This window comes from Streptomyces sp. bgisy130 (assembly GCF_057708345.1).
The window spans coordinates 1-13,355 of the sequence record NZ_JBYISA010000002.1 but is presented as its reverse complement, the minus strand read 5'-3'; the positions used below and the strand labels follow the sequence as shown (position 1 = coordinate 13,355).

Genomic DNA, 13,355 nt, shown 5'->3' with positions numbered 1-13,355 from the left:
TCAGGACGGACCGGCGGACCAGGGCGTCTCTCTCCGCTCTGCGTGCGTCTGCGCCTGGTACCGCGCTCCGCCGCCCACCGCCGACGGGACCTCCGCGCCGCGCTGGCGGACCATCCCCGTACTCCCGGTGCGGGGGTGCCCGTCCGCCGGGCGGGGCACCGCACCGGAGGGCGCCGGCTGCTCCGCGGGGAGCGGAGCGGCGCGGCGCAGGGCGGGTCCCAGCAGCACCGCGGCCCCGGGGAGGCTCGCGACGAAGGCGAGGACGCCATAGATCACGGCGGTGGTGAGTCCCTGCGTCGCACCCAGTCCGGCGGCGCCGAAGGCCCAGGCGGCGACGCCTTCCCGGGGGCCCCAGCCGCCGACGTTCAACGGCAGTGCCATCGCGAGCAGCGCCAGCACCACCAGCGGCACCAGCTCGGCGGTCGGGGCGGTGACGCCCGCGACCCGGGCGGCCAGGACGAACATCCCGAGGTAGCCCGCCAGGACCGCCACCGACGACAGCGCGACCCCGGGCCAGACGCCGCGGGCCAGCAGGCCCTGGCGGGCTTCGGTCACTACGGTGCGTAGGGCGCGTTCCCCGCGGGAGGCACCCCGGCGGCGGCGCAGCCGGACGGCGACCGCCACCACCAGCAGGCCCACCGCGGCGACGGCCAGCGCCACGGCGGGTGAGGCGAGGAAGCGGGCGACCGGTGCCAGGACCGGCGACGGCCGGACGAGCAGCACCACCGCCCCGGTGACGAGCAGCACCACCTGGCCGGCGGTCCGTTCCAGGGCCACCGCGCGGACGCCCCGGCCGAGGTTGCCGGAGGTGCGGCCGTGGTCCACGGCGCGGTGCACATCGCCCAGCACGCCGCCGGGCAGCGCCGCGTTCAGGAACAGCGCCCGGTAGTAGTCGGCGACGGCCCGGCCGAGCGGCAGCCGCAGGCCGAGGCCGCGGGCCACCAGACACCAGCGCCAGGCACTGAACACCGTGGTCAGCACGCCGATGGCGAGCGCGGCCAGCAGGGTGGCGGCGTCGATCCGGCGCAGCCCGTCCAGGAATGCCTGCGAGCCCAGATGCCACACCAGCGCCACCAGGATGCCCAGTCCCGCGAGCATCCTGAGCCATGCCGCCCAGCGGGACCGCGTCATCACACGCTCCCGGACCGCTGCCGGGGCAGTGCCAGCAGATCGGTGTGGTGCACCGCGACGGTCAGCTCCCCCGCCGCGCACTCCTCCAGCCGGCGACGGAGGTAGGCGACGGCCTCGGGCGCCAGCTCCGGCCGCTGGGCGTGCGCGGCCCCGACCCAGCCGCGCAGCCATTCGGCGGTCAGCGCGGATTCGGCACAGCCGAGCCGCCACGGGCTGGACTGCACCAGCACCGTCGCCCCGCGCCGCTCGAAGGCCGCGACCGCGGCCGCGATCGCGTCCGGCCCGAGCAGTGCGCGGCCCTGGTCCGTACGGCGCTGATGGTCGTTGAAGGCGTCGGCGATCTCGGCGTCGAACGGGTCGGCCGGGGTCAGCTCGACCCGTCCGGCGACGGAGAGGGCCAGCAGCGCCGGGCTGCCCGCGCCCATACAGGCCTCGGCGAGGTCTTCCACCTCGTCGTGGGTGAGCAGATCCAGCAGTGCGGAGGCGGTGACCAGCGAGGTGCCGGCGAGGTCGTCGGCGGTGAGGGCGGCCAGGTCACCGCGCGCGGTCGTGGCGGCAACGGGCGTGCCATCGGCGGCCGTTACCGGCATCCGCGCCCCGGCGAGGGCGAGCAGCGCGGGGTCCAGGTCGTGCAGGACCCACTGCTGCGGGCCGGGCAGCCGGACGCCGAGCCAGCGCCCCATGGAGCCGATGCCACAGCCGAGATCACGGATCACCAGGCCGCGGGGGTCACCGGGCGGGCCCTCGGGGTCGGGCTGCGCTTCGAGCCATGCCAGCAGCGGGCGCAGCAGCTCGGGGGCCCGGGCCGCGGCGTCGGCGCGCTCCCGCAACTCCAGCCACCGCGGGGCGAATCGGGGTCTCTCGGGCGCGCTCATCGCGTGCTCCGGGGCTTGTGCCGAACCCGTTCCAGCACTCCGGCCAGACTGTGCGACGTCATCTCCCACCTCTCCAGCATGGCACGCCGGGCGCGCGCCGAACTTCTGACCCCGTCACGCAGTTGTGGATCGCCGAGCCAGCCGCGCAGTGCCTCGGCGAGCGCCTCGGGCCGGCCGGGCGGTACGAGCAGGCCGGGCACCCTGCCGTCGGGGGCCTGCCCGACCGCTTCGGGTACGCCGTCCACCGCCGTCGCGAGCACCGGGATCCCGCGGGCCAGCGCCTCGGTGACGACCATGCCATAGGTCTCGGCGTACGAGGTGAGTACCAGCAGGTCGGCGGCGGCATAGCTCGCCTCCAGGTCCGCGCCCGCGCGGGGCCCGGTGAAGGTGATCCGGTCGTCGAGGCCGAACCCGGCCACCGCGCCGCGGAGTTGGGCGACGTACCCGGGGTCGCGGCCGAGCCCGCCGACACATGCGCAGCTCCACGGCAGGTCTTTGACCGTCGCCAGCGCGTCGATCAGGCGGTGCTGTCCCTTGCGCGGGGTGACCGCGGCGACGCACAGCAGCCCGGTGGCGCCGTCGGTGCCGGGTGCGAGGGGCGCCGGGTCGGCGCCGGGCCGGACGGCGTGGACCCGCTCGGGCGGCAGTCCGTGGTGGGTGACGAGCCGGCGGGCGGCCCAGTCGCTGGTGGCCACGACGGCAGCGGCGGCGTGCAGGGTGCGGTGTTCGCGGGCGTCCAGCTCCGCGGCCAGGGCGGGGTCGAGGCCGGTCTCGTCGCCCAGCGGGAGATGCACCAGGACGACGAGACGCAGCCGTTCCGCCTCGGGGGCGAGGACTTCGGGGACGCCGCAGGCGACCAGGCCGTCGAGGAGGACCACGGCACCGTCCGGCAGCGCCGCCAGCCGCTGCGCCAGCTCCGCGCAGGCGCTGGCGTCGGGGCGCGGCCAGCTGCCGGGCAGCGCGTACGGGCATACCTGCCAGCCCGCGGCCGGGAGGTCGCGGCACACCCGGCGGTCGTAGGTGTTGCCGCCACTGGGCGCCGCCGGGTCGTCGATATCACCGGGCAGGACGAAGTGCACCACCCGCTCCGCCGGGGTGGCGCCGGTGCGGGTCACAGAGTGCGCTCGTACGTCGCCCAGGCGATGTGTGACTCGTGCAAGGTGACCGATATCCCGGCCAGCTCACGGGCGCCCTCGCCGAGGTGGCCCGCCTCGATGCGGTCGGCGAGCCGGTCGGCGATGACCTTGGCCAGGGCCTCCGTCGAGGTGTTGATGCCGGCGAAGGCGGGCTCGTCGTCGAGGTTGCGGTAGTTCAGCTCCCCGATCACGGCGCCGAGCTCCTGGGTGGCCAGGCCGATGTCCACGACGATGTTGTCGGCGTCGAGCTCCGGACGGCGGAAGGTCGCGTCCACGATGAAGGTCGCGCCGTGCAGACGCTGCGCGGGGCCGAAGACCGCGCCACGGAAGCTGTGGGCGACCATCAGGTGATCGCGGACGGTGATGCTGAACAAGGCCGTTCCTCCGGTGTGATGTCGGTCTCAGTGGCGGGGTCGCCGGGGACGAATTCAGGGCGGTTTCGCGGGGCGGTCAGCCGTCCGCCGGCGCGTAGCGGATGCGGTGGCACAGCGCCGGCAGCTCGCCGGAGACGAGCCGGGGCAGGACCTCCGGCAGCTCCTCGAAGGCGGACTCGCCGGTGATCAGCGCGTCGAAGGCGGGGTCGGCGAGCAGGTCCAGGGCGAGCGCGAGCCGGTCGGCGAAGGTACGGCGGGCGCGGCGGGCCGGGGAGACCGCGCCCACCTGACTGCTGCGGACGACCAGCCGACGGGAGTGGAAGGCCTCCCCCAGCGGCAGGCTGACCTGCCGGTCTCCGTACCAGCTCAGCTCGATGACGGTGCCTTCCGGGGCGAGCAGTTCGAGCGAGCGCGCCAGCCCCTCCTCGGTGGCGCTGGCGTGCACGACGAGGTCACAGTCGCCCAGGGCGTCCTGCGGCAGGGCGAAGTCCACGCCCAGGGCCTTGGCGGTCGCGGCCCGCGCGGGGTCGGCGTCCACCAGCTGTACCCGGACCGCGGGGTAGCGGGCGAGGACCGCGGCGACACCGCAGCCCACCATGCCCGCACCGATCACCGCGATCCGGTCGCCGACCAGCGGCGCGGCGTCCCACAGGGCGTTCACCGCGGTCTCGACCGTGCCCGCCAGTACGGCCCGCGGGGCGGGCACCGAGTCGGGTACCGGAGTGACCGCGCTCGCCGGGACGACATAGTGCGTCTGGTGCGGGTAGAGGCAGAAGACCGTGCGGCCCAGCAGGGCGGACGGCCCTTCCTCGACGACGCCGACATTGAGGTAGCCGTATTTGAGGGGAGCGGGGAAATCGCCTTCCTGGAAGGGCGCCCGCATCACGGAATGCTGGCTCACGGGGACGCCGCCGCGGAAGACCAGGGTCTCCGTTCCGCGGCTCACTCCGGAACAGAGTGTGCGCACCAAAACCTCATCCGGGCCCCGGTCCGGCAACGGTACTGTCCGGATTTCTCCGTGACCTGGAGCGTTTAGCCAAAACGCACAAGCGACGCGCGGCATCGGAATCCTCCTGGACGCTCCGGCGATGATTCGTCGATGCTGGGGATCATGAGAACGCCGTCACCATACGCGGCACCTCTCGACTCCGCCACACATCCCGGGAGGCATGGTGGCCGTACAAGAGCGTTACGACACAAGGCCGTTCGGACCGGACATTACGGCGGGCACGGGAGTGCAGCTGCTCATGCTGGAAGCGCTCCGCCGGGTGGTCGGTCTGAGCACCGTGGGGTGGCTGACGGGCTGCGTGTTCGCCGTGGCCACCTGGGTGGTGCTCACCGTCGCGCTGCGCCGGTCGTGGACCCCCTCGTTCGGCATGGCCAACCGCGTCACCCTGGCCCGCACGATCCTGGTCGGCGGGGTGACCGCGCTGGTCGCGGACTCCTTCCAGCGGCCGACGCCGGTCGCGGTGCTGGTCGCGCTCGCCACCGTGGCGCTGGTCCTGGACGCCGTGGACGGTCAGGTGGCCCGGCGCACCGGCACCGTGACGCCGCTGGGGGCGCGCTTCGACATGGAGGTCGACGCCTTCCTCATCCTGGTGCTCTGTGTGTATCTCGTGGTGCCGCTGGGCCCGTGGGTGCTGTGCATCGGCCTGATGCGGTACGTCTTCGTCGCGGCGTCCTGGGTCTGGCCGTGGCTGAGCGGCGCGCTGCCGCACAGCATGGCCCGCAAGACCGTGGCGGCGCTGCAAGGCATCGTGCTGGTGGTGGCCGGTGCCGGGGTGCTGCCGCACGCCGCGGCGGCGCTCGCGGTGAGCGGGGCGCTGGCGCTGCTGGTGTGGTCCTTCGGGCGTGATGTCGGCTGGCTGTGGCGGGTCCGGGGGCTGACCGGCGGCCCGGCCGCGACGGGTGGCCGGGACCGGGCCGAGGACGGCCTGCCCGCTATGTCCCGGCGTGCCGGCCCAGATAGATGACGAGCGCCAGGAAGACCAGCAGCAGATGGCTGACGACGAAGTAGAGGAACACCCGTCGCCACAGGCTGCGCCGGGGAGCCCGGTGGGTGAACAGGACCGCGCCGGGCAGTCGCGCCAGCTGGGTCCCGGGGCGGATCGCGGTCGCCCGGGGCCGCCGGACGCCACAGCGCGCCGAGGTGTGCGGGCGGGCGGCGCCCTCCGGGCAGGCCCGGCCGTGGTTGCGGGCCGTACGGACCGTGCCGCCGCCGGGCGGGCGCCCCCGGCAGGGCCGTACGGTGCCCGGGCCGGAGGGGGTGGGTATGCAGGTGCGGGAGCGGACCGCCCGCCAGGGCGGCGGCCCCTTACGCCGTGGTGCGCCGGACATCCGCGATCACCCTGTTCCGGTGGGGCTCATACGGACCGGGCGCGTCCAGCCGGCGTCCATCGAGCGCGGCGAGCGGATCACGAGACCGCCCCCACCGCTCCGGGTGCCGGCGCCCCGGCGGCCGCCGGCCGTGCGCCGGGCTCGGCCTGCCGGAGTTCGGTGAGCAGGGCATGCTGCCCGGCGAGCACCTCGGTGAGGGTCCGGCGGGCAACCCGCAGCAGCTCGGTGACCTCGCCGCCGGCCAGCTCGTAGACGACGGTGGAACCGCTGCGGGTGGCCGTCACCATGCCCGAGCGGCGCAGCACCGCCAGCTGCTGGGAGAGCGCGGACGGCTCCACCCCGATCGCGGCGAGCAGACCGCTCACCGGCATCGGTCCGCTCTGGAGCAGTTCCAGCACCCGGATACGGACCGGATGGCCCAGCATCCGGAAGAAATCGGCCTTGGCCTGACAGACCGGAAGCCACGCACCGTTCATGTCCGCGCCCCGCTCCCGGGACCGGCCGCGGACCACGCCGCACACACCCGTTCCCCTGCCGATTCGGCGAAACCGCCCACGCATGTCCTCCGCGTTCAGGCCGCACGGCCATCGCGTCATCTGTTGAATTGCGGAATTCTGCAACTGTAGACGACGGGGGCGGGCGACTTGAATGGGTGTCGCGGACAAAACGGGGGCAGGCGCGGTCCGGGGGCGGCCCGGGCTGTGCCGTCGTCCGCCCGCGCACCACCCGGCCCGCCGTTTCCCGGACGAACTCGGCGGCAACCGCGCGCAGTTGTCGGGTGGGCCTGGCTGACGTGCGTCTACGCCGGGCCCGCGGCGGCCGGCGCGGCCGGTGCCCCGCCCACGGCAATTCCGGTGGACAGCCACACCCCCCAACCACATAGTGACGCCCATGACTTCACTGGTACGTCACCTCACCATCGACTGCACCGACGCCTATCGCCTGGCGAGCTTCTGGGCGGAGCGCGCGGGCTGAATCCGCCTCAGTCCTGTGGGGACGGGGCGGCCGCGAGGCGCTCCTGTGCCTCGGCGAGATCGTCCTGGGTCGGGGCGTCGTCCTGGGTGAGCGTGCGGCGCCAGTAGCCGCTGAAGTCGATCCGGCCCTTGTCGATACCGCGCTCGTCGACCAGATGGCGCCGGAGCGCACGGACCGCGCCCGCCTCCCCGGCCAGCCAGGCGAAGACCGGCCCGGGCGGGAAGGTGAGGGCACGTACGGCGGCCGGCAGGGCGTCCTGGCGTCCGTCCGCGTGCACCCACCGCACGGTGAGATCCGCCCGGGTCGTGAAGGACTGCTCGTCGGCCGGGCCGGCCACCTCGACGCAGGCCAGCGCGCGGGCGCCGGCCGGCAGCGCCTCGACGAGGGAGCCGATGGCCGGCAGCGCGGTCGCATCGCCGGCCAGCAGCAGCCAGTCGGCCCGGTCGGAAGAGCAGCTTGAGCTGCTGGTCGGGCCAGGTCGGGAAGTCGTCGAGGCCGGCACCGGCGAAGGTGATCCGGACCATGTGCGGGGTGATCCGCCGGACGTGGGTGACCTCTATGAGCGCGACGGGCACGGCCGTCATCGGATCCTCCATGGGCAGCGGGGAAGGGCGGTGTCTCATGCGGTGTGGGTCGTGACGTAGCTCCGCAGATGGCGGGCCGTCAGCGAGTCGCCGGTGGCGACGAGATCGGCGGGGGTGCCGGTGAAGATCACCTGCCCGCCGTCCTGGCCGGCGCCGGGGCCGAGGTCGATGATCCAGTCGGCGTGCGCCATCACGGCTTGGTGGTGCTCGATGACGATGACGGTGTTGCCGTCGTCGACCAGCCGGTCCAGCAGGCCCAGCAGCTGGTCCACATCGGCGAGATGCAGTCCGGTGGTCGGCTCGTCGAGGACGTAGACGGCGCCCCGCTCCGCCATGTGGAGGGCGAGTTTGAGCCGCTGGCGTTCGCCGCCGGAGAGGGTGGTGAGCGGCTGGCCCAGGCCGAGATAGCCCAGGCCCACCTCGGCGAGGCGGTCGAGGACGGTGCGGGCCTGCCCGGTGGGGAAGAACTCCCGGGCCTCGGCCACCGACATGGCGAGGACCTCGCTGATGTTCTTGCCGCGCAGGGTGTAGGTGAGGACCTTGGGGGTGAACCGCCTGCCCTCGCACTCCTCGCACACCGAGGCCACCCCCGCCATCATCGCGAGGTCGGTGTAGACCAGGCCGATGCCCTTGCAGGTGGGGCAGGCCCCTTCGGAGTTCGCGCTGAACAGGGCGGCCTTGACGCCATTGGCCTTGGCGAACGCCGTACGGATCGGACCGAGCAGCCCCGTGTAGGTGGCCGGGTTGGACCGCCGGGAACCCCGGATCGGGGACTGGTCGGCGACGATCACGCCGTCCCGCCCGGGCAGTGACCCGTGGATCAGCGAGCTCTTGCCCGAGCCCGCGACGCCGGTGACAACGGTGAGCACCCCGAGCGGGATGCCGACGCTGACGTCCTTGAGGTTGTGGGTGTTCGCGCCGCTGATCGACAGCTCCCCCACGGGCCGCCGGGCCGACGCGCGCAGCGTGGCACGGTGGTCGAGATGGCGCCCGGTCAGGGTGCCGGAGGCGCGGAGCGCGGCGACGTCGCCGGTGAAGCAGATCTCGCCCCCGGCGGAGCCGGCTCCCGGGCCGAGGTCGACGACATGGTCGGCGATCGCGATCGTCTCCGGCTTGTGCTCGACGACCAGGACCGTGTTGCCCTTGTCGCGCAGCCGCAGCAGCAGATCGTTCATCCGCTGGATGTCATGCGGGTGCAGGCCCACGGTGGGCTCGTCGAAGACATAGGTGACATCGGTCAGGCTGGAGCCGAGGTGACGGACCATCTTCACCCGCTGGGCCTCACCGCCGGAGAGCGTGGCGGATTCCCGGTCCAGGCTCAGATAGCCAAGGCCGATCTCGACGAGCGAGTCGAGGGTGTGGCAGAGGGTGGCGACCAGCGGGGCCACGGCGGGGTCGTCGATGCCCCGGACGAAGGTGACCAGGTCGCTGATCTGGAGGGCAGCGCATTCGGCGATATTGCGGCCGGCGATCCGGGAGCCGAGGGCGGCGGGGTTGAGGCGGGCCCCGCCGCAGGCACCGCAGTCGGTGAAGGTCACCGCCCGGTCGACGAAGGCCCGGATGTGCGGCTGCATGGCGGCCCGGTCCTTGGCGAGGTAGGTGCGCTGTACCCGTACCAGCAGGCCCTCGTAGCTGATGGTGGACGTGCCCACCTTGATCTTGGTGGAGGGCTTGTTGAGGAGGTCGTCCCACTGGGCGGGGGTGAAGTCCTTGAGCTTGACGTCCGGGTCGAAGAAGCCGGAGTGGGCGAGGGTCTGCCAGTACCACGAGCCGACGGTGAAGCCGGGAGCGGTGATCGCCCCCTCGTTGAGGGAGAGTTCGGTGTCCAGCAGCTCACCGGTGTCGATCGCCGAGACCCGGCCGAGCCCCTCGCATTCCTGGCACATGCCCTCGGCGCTGTTGAAGCTGAAGGCGGTGGAGGTACCCGCGTGCGGGGTGCCGAGGCGGCTGAAGATGATCCGCAGCATGGTCTGCGCATCGGTCGCGGTGCCGACCGTGGAGCGGGAGTTGGCGCCCATCCGCTCCTGGTCCACGACGATCGCCGCGCTCAGATTGCGCAGCGCGTCGACATCGGGCCGGCCCTGGCTCGGCATGAAGGACTGGATGAAGGCCGTATAGGTCTCGTTGATGAGCCGCTGTGATTCGGCGGCGATGGTGCCGAAAACCAGGGAGGACTTCCCCGAGCCAGATACCCCCGTGAAGACGGTGAGCCGGCGCTTGGGAATGTCGAGCGAGATATCGGCGAGATTGTTCTCCCTGGCGCCGCGGACCTGGATCATGCCGTGACTGTCCGCGGCGGATGTTTCCCCGTTGCCCGGCCGTCGGCGGGTCTGCCGGTCCCCCATGCGCTGCCACCCCTCTGATATCTTTACGCCGTAAAGAGTTCGATCGGGGACGTTACTTTATGCCGTAAGGAGTCGCAAGTGGTGGTTTTCGCGGGCCAGGGCGACGCCCGTCGCTCGATGGCGCTGCTGTGGCGTGCGGAAGGCCCCGCCGGAGCGCGGACTAGGCGGTGGCCGGGGCCCAAACCGGCGCTGAGCGTGCCGGCGATCGTCGACGCCGGGGTGGCGGTCGCGGACGCCGACGGCATGGCGGCGCTGTCCATGCGCGCGGTCGGCGAGCGGCTGGGCCGTACCGCGATGGCGCTCTACACCTACGTCCCCGGCAAGAGCGAGCTGGTGGACCTGATGTACGACCAGGTCCTGGCCGAGCTGCCCACCGACTACGACCTGACGCCGGGCTGGCGCGCCGCGGTGACCTCCTGGGCCGAGGACACCTGGGAGTTCTACCTCCGCCACCCCTGGGTGCTCCAGGTCTCCCAGGCACGTCCGGTGCTCGGCCCCAACGAATACCGCGCCCTGGAGACGCTGCTCCGCCTGCTGTACGCGACGGAGCTGAGCTCGGCGGTGCTGCGGCGGGTGGTCGGGGCGCTGTTCCACTTCATCCGCGGCGCCGCGCAGACCGTGACGGAGTCGCGGCAGGCCGCGGCCTCGACGGGGGTGTCCGACGAGGAGTGGTGGCAGGCCCGTTCCGGCCTGCTGACCGAGATGGTCCCCGACTTCGCGGAGCGCTTTCCGCTGCTGGTCCGGCTGGAGACCGAGGGTGCCGCCCCGGACCCGGGCGACTCGGTCCCCTATATGGAACGCGAGGCGAGAAGCACCTTCGACATCGGACTCACCGTCATCCTGGACGGCATCGAGGCGGCGATTCAGCAGGGCCGCTGAGGGCGCGCCACCCTGGCGGCCCGCTTTCCCGCGGCCGTTGGGGTGATCAAGGGGGCTCGCTGCGCTCCGGCCGGTGTCGTCGGCCGGGCTTGGCGCGTTGGTCTTCCGTGACCGTTTTCCGCGCCCGTCCGTGGTTTCTGCCGACCAGCCTCGCGGCCTTCCTGACGGAGGCGTGGCCGGACGGGACGGCTGATGACCCGTCGGATGCCCGGCCCGACACCGGACCCGACGGACCGTCGGATACGCCGTCCGACACCCCGTCCGCTACCCGGTCAGCTGAGTCCGGGCCGGCCGATCACCCCTCGCGCACGGACGCCCCCGGGAGCCCCGACAGGACCCCGGAAAAGCCCGCTGACCGGCCCTGATGGCAAGTCGGGCGGCAGGCCCGGCAACGGAGCTGACGGCGTGTCGAAAGCTGGCGGCTGCACGCACCGTGATGATCGGCTCACTACATGTGGCGAGCCGAAGTGATCACCCATAGCTTCGCCTCATGGTGCTACGACAGATGAAATACATGGGCTGCGTCGCCGCGATGATGATCGGCGGCCTGGGTGCCGCGTCACCGTGCGACGCGCCGGGACGCCATGTCGTCCACGCAGGCGAATCCATCCAGCGCGCGGTGAACAAGGCGAGACCGGGCGACACCATCGTCGTCCGGCCCGGCATCTACCGGGAGAGCGTGCTGATCAACAAGTCACGGCTGCGCCTGGTCGGCGCGGGCCGCAAGACGGTGATCACTCCGTCGGGCAGACGGGCCGCGAACGCCTGCGGGAAGGACGGCAACGGCATCTGCGTCATCGGAAAGGGCAGGCCGCTGCGGGACGTCACGATCCGCTCGCTGACCGTCAGAGGCTTCAAGAAGAACGGGATCTGGGCCTCCGGGACCGACCGGCTCTCGGTGATCCACGTGACCGCGCGGAAGAACGGCGTGTGGGGCATCGCGCAGGACAAGTCCATCCGGGGCGTGTTCCGCGACAACTCCGCCATCGACAACGGCGACGCGGGCATCTTCCTCGCGAACAAGGCCAGGGAAGAGGCCGGCGGCGCCAACCTCCGGGGCGCCGTGATCAGCGACAACTACCTCGCGGGAAACCGGATCGGCGTCACGATCCGGCGGGTCAGGAACCTGACGGTCGGCTACAACACCATCACCAGGAACTGCGGTGGGGTGTTCGTCGTCGGTGACGAGTCCCGTCCCCAGGCCGGCGCGCTCACGGTACGGAACAACTCCATCTACAAGAACAACAAGTTCTGCCGCGGCAACACCCGGCTGCCGGACATCCAGGGCTCCGGCGTCGTCCTCACCGGTGCCGAGCACGTCCTCGTACGGCGCAACGTGATCCGGGACCACCACGGCAAGTCTCCGCTCTCCGGTGGTGTCGTGCTCTTCCACAGCTTCGTGAAGGTGCTCACCCACCACAACGTCATCAGCCACAACATCGTGCTGCACAACAAGCCGGTGGACCTGGCCAACCGGGACCTCCCCGGCAAGGGCAACCGGTTCATCCGCAACGTCTGCCGGACCTCGGAGCCGGCCGGGCTGTGCCGACGGCTGCACCGGGACGGGCTGAACCCGTCGGCAACGGGAGAATAGAGGCGCAATGACCACCGTAAGTCCCACTCCCCCACCCGCCATGCGGCTCCGGGAGCTGATCTTCGGAGCCGCTTGTGCGGCGGCCGTACGGGCGGCGGCGCGCCTCGGCGTCGCCGATGCCCTCGGCGAACAGCCCACCACGGCGGAGGAGCTGGCCGCCGCGGTGCAGACCGAGCCGCGGCCGCTGGACCGGCTGCTGCGCACGCTGTCCTGCTACGGGATCTTCGCCGAGACCGACGACGGGAAGTACGTCCACACGGAGATGTCCCGGCTGCTGCGGGAGGACACCCCGAACAGCCTGCGCTACATCTCCCTGTGGTGCACGGAGCCGTGGACCTGGGAGGCGTGGCCGCGGCTGGACGACGCGGTGCGCTCCGGCCGCAGCGTCTTCGACGAGCTGTACGGCAAGGGGTTCTTCGACTACCTGCACGAGGACGCACGGGAGTCCGCCGAGGTCTTCAACCGGGCGATGACCACGTCCAGCAAGCAGTCGGCGCAGGACATCGCGGGGCTGCTCGATCTGACCGGGGCGTCCTCGGTGGCGGACATCGGCGGTGGCCAGGGCCATGTCCTCGCCAGCCTGCTGGAGAAGCACCCCACGCTCGAAGGCACGCTGCTCGATCTGCCCAAGGTCGTGGCGAACCCGGACCCGCGGCTGGCGGACGGCGGCGCGCTGGCCCCGCGGGTACGGATCGTGCCCGGCGACTGCCGCGAGGACATCCCGGTCCAGGCCGATGTCTACATCATCAAGAACATCCTGGAGTGGGACGACGAGAGCACCCGCAGAACACTGCGGAACGTCGTCCGGGCCGCCCGTCCCGGCGCCCGGGTCGTCATCATCGAGAATCTCGTCGATGACAGCCCCTCCATGAAGTTCACCACCGCCATGGATCTGCTGCTGCTGCTCAATGTCGGCGGCGCCAAGCACACCAAGGCGAGCCTGGTCAGCCGGATGGCCGAGGCCGGCCTGAAGGTCGGCGAGATCCTGGTAGTCAACCCGTATCTGCACGCCTTCGAGTGCAGCGTCCCTGAGTGAGCGGGTCCGGGCACGGCAGGTCGCCCGGTGAGGAGACTGCTCCTCGCCGGGCGACCTCGCCCCTGTCCGGGGAAGCGGGGGGGGAGGGG

Annotated in this window: 13 protein-coding genes; 4 read left to right on the top strand and 9 right to left on the bottom strand. The window is 72.3% G+C overall.

Annotated features, from left to right (window positions below):
* The 5 genes from AC3EUV_RS02780 to AC3EUV_RS02760 all read right to left on the bottom strand — a co-directional run bounded on the left by AC3EUV_RS02780 (position 1) and on the right by AC3EUV_RS02760 (position 4,579).
* Positions 1-1,131: a lysylphosphatidylglycerol synthase transmembrane domain-containing protein gene (locus AC3EUV_RS02780; protein WP_432142582.1), complete on the bottom strand. Its 1,131-nt coding sequence runs from the start codon at positions 1,129-1,131 to the stop codon at positions 1-3.
* The gene (locus AC3EUV_RS02775; RefSeq protein ID WP_432142581.1) at positions 1,131-2,006 is read right to left on the bottom strand and encodes a class I SAM-dependent methyltransferase; all 876 of its coding nucleotides are present in this window, start codon (positions 2,004-2,006) and stop codon (positions 1,131-1,133) included. Before AC3EUV_RS02775 ends, AC3EUV_RS02780 begins: the two co-directional genes overlap by 1 nt.
* Positions 2,003-3,121, bottom strand: coding sequence for a glycosyltransferase family 4 protein (locus AC3EUV_RS02770; protein ID WP_435602062.1), 1,119 nt, complete (start codon positions 3,119-3,121; stop codon positions 2,003-2,005). The genes AC3EUV_RS02775 and AC3EUV_RS02770 overlap by 4 nt, the downstream gene beginning before the upstream one ends.
* Positions 3,118-3,516, bottom strand: a complete 399-nt coding sequence (locus AC3EUV_RS02765; RefSeq protein WP_432142579.1) for a 6-pyruvoyl trahydropterin synthase family protein — start codon at positions 3,514-3,516, stop codon at positions 3,118-3,120. Before AC3EUV_RS02765 ends, AC3EUV_RS02770 begins: the two co-directional genes overlap by 4 nt.
* A 76-nt stretch (positions 3,517-3,592) precedes the next feature.
* The gene (locus AC3EUV_RS02760; RefSeq protein ID WP_432142578.1) at positions 3,593-4,579 is read right to left on the bottom strand and encodes a zinc-dependent alcohol dehydrogenase; all 987 of its coding nucleotides are present in this window, start codon (positions 4,577-4,579) and stop codon (positions 3,593-3,595) included.
* 109 nt (positions 4,580-4,688) lie between these two features.
* Here AC3EUV_RS02760 and AC3EUV_RS02755 point away from each other — a divergent pair, with 109 nt between their 5' ends.
* The gene (locus tag AC3EUV_RS02755) at positions 4,689-5,489 is read left to right on the top strand and encodes a CDP-alcohol phosphatidyltransferase family protein (protein WP_432142723.1); all 801 of its coding nucleotides are present in this window, start codon (positions 4,689-4,691) and stop codon (positions 5,487-5,489) included.
* On the opposite strand, the gene AC3EUV_RS02750 is transcribed toward AC3EUV_RS02755, so the two are convergent.
* The 4 genes from AC3EUV_RS02750 to AC3EUV_RS02735 form a co-directional block, all read right to left on the bottom strand.
* Complete coding sequence (locus tag AC3EUV_RS02750; protein ID WP_432142577.1) at positions 5,458-5,853, bottom strand: DUF6126 family protein; 396 nt, start codon at positions 5,851-5,853, stop codon at positions 5,458-5,460. The genes AC3EUV_RS02755 and AC3EUV_RS02750 overlap by 32 nt on opposite strands.
* Before the next feature lie 77 nt (positions 5,854-5,930).
* Entirely contained in the window at positions 5,931-6,329 is a 399-nt protein-coding gene (locus tag AC3EUV_RS02745) for an ArsR/SmtB family transcription factor (RefSeq protein ID WP_432142576.1), read from the bottom strand.
* 506 nt (positions 6,330-6,835) lie between these two features.
* Complete coding sequence (locus tag AC3EUV_RS02740) at positions 6,836-7,330, bottom strand: siderophore-interacting protein (RefSeq protein WP_435602061.1); 495 nt, start codon at positions 7,328-7,330, stop codon at positions 6,836-6,838.
* A 117-nt stretch (positions 7,331-7,447) separates the two neighbouring features.
* Positions 7,448-9,757, bottom strand: a complete 2,310-nt coding sequence (locus tag AC3EUV_RS02735; RefSeq protein WP_435602060.1) for an ATP-binding cassette domain-containing protein — start codon at positions 9,755-9,757, stop codon at positions 7,448-7,450.
* Between the two features lie 78 nt (positions 9,758-9,835).
* Here AC3EUV_RS02735 and AC3EUV_RS02730 point away from each other — a divergent pair, with 78 nt between their 5' ends.
* The 3 genes from AC3EUV_RS02730 to AC3EUV_RS02720 all read left to right on the top strand — a co-directional run bounded on the left by AC3EUV_RS02730 (position 9,836) and on the right by AC3EUV_RS02720 (position 13,266).
* Entirely contained in the window at positions 9,836-10,636 is an 801-nt protein-coding gene (locus AC3EUV_RS02730; RefSeq protein ID WP_435602059.1) for a TetR/AcrR family transcriptional regulator, read from the top strand.
* Between the two features lie 490 nt (positions 10,637-11,126).
* Positions 11,127-12,230, top strand: coding sequence for a right-handed parallel beta-helix repeat-containing protein (locus AC3EUV_RS02725; protein ID WP_432142573.1), 1,104 nt, complete (start codon positions 11,127-11,129; stop codon positions 12,228-12,230).
* A gap of 7 nt (positions 12,231-12,237) precedes the next feature.
* Positions 12,238-13,266, top strand: a complete 1,029-nt coding sequence (locus AC3EUV_RS02720; RefSeq protein ID WP_435602057.1) for a methyltransferase — start codon at positions 12,238-12,240, stop codon at positions 13,264-13,266.
* Positions 13,267-13,355 lie beyond the last annotated feature (89 nt).

What these genes read in the sequence shown, in the direction of transcription:
- AC3EUV_RS02780 (WP_432142582.1), bottom strand. Translation starts at nt 1,131, where the DNA reads ATGACGCGGTCCCGCTGGGCGGCATGGCTCAGGATGCTCGCGGGACTG.
- AC3EUV_RS02775 (WP_432142581.1), bottom strand. Translation starts at nt 2,006, where the DNA reads ATGAGCGCGCCCGAGAGACCCCGATTCGCCCCGCGGTGGCTGGAGTTG.
- AC3EUV_RS02760 (WP_432142578.1), bottom strand. Translation starts at nt 4,579, where the DNA reads ATGCCGCGCGTCGCTTGTGCGTTTTGGCTAAACGCTCCAGGTCACGGA.
- AC3EUV_RS02750 (WP_432142577.1), bottom strand. Translation starts at nt 5,853, where the DNA reads ATGTCCGGCGCACCACGGCGTAAGGGGCCGCCGCCCTGGCGGGCGGTC.
- AC3EUV_RS02745 (WP_432142576.1), bottom strand. Translation starts at nt 6,329, where the DNA reads ATGAACGGTGCGTGGCTTCCGGTCTGTCAGGCCAAGGCCGATTTCTTC.
- AC3EUV_RS02735 (WP_435602060.1), bottom strand. Translation starts at nt 9,757, where the DNA reads ATGGGGGACCGGCAGACCCGCCGACGGCCGGGCAACGGGGAAACATCC.
- AC3EUV_RS02725 (WP_432142573.1), top strand. Translation starts at nt 11,127, where the DNA reads ATGGTGCTACGACAGATGAAATACATGGGCTGCGTCGCCGCGATGATG.
- AC3EUV_RS02720 (WP_435602057.1), top strand. Translation starts at nt 12,238, where the DNA reads ATGACCACCGTAAGTCCCACTCCCCCACCCGCCATGCGGCTCCGGGAG.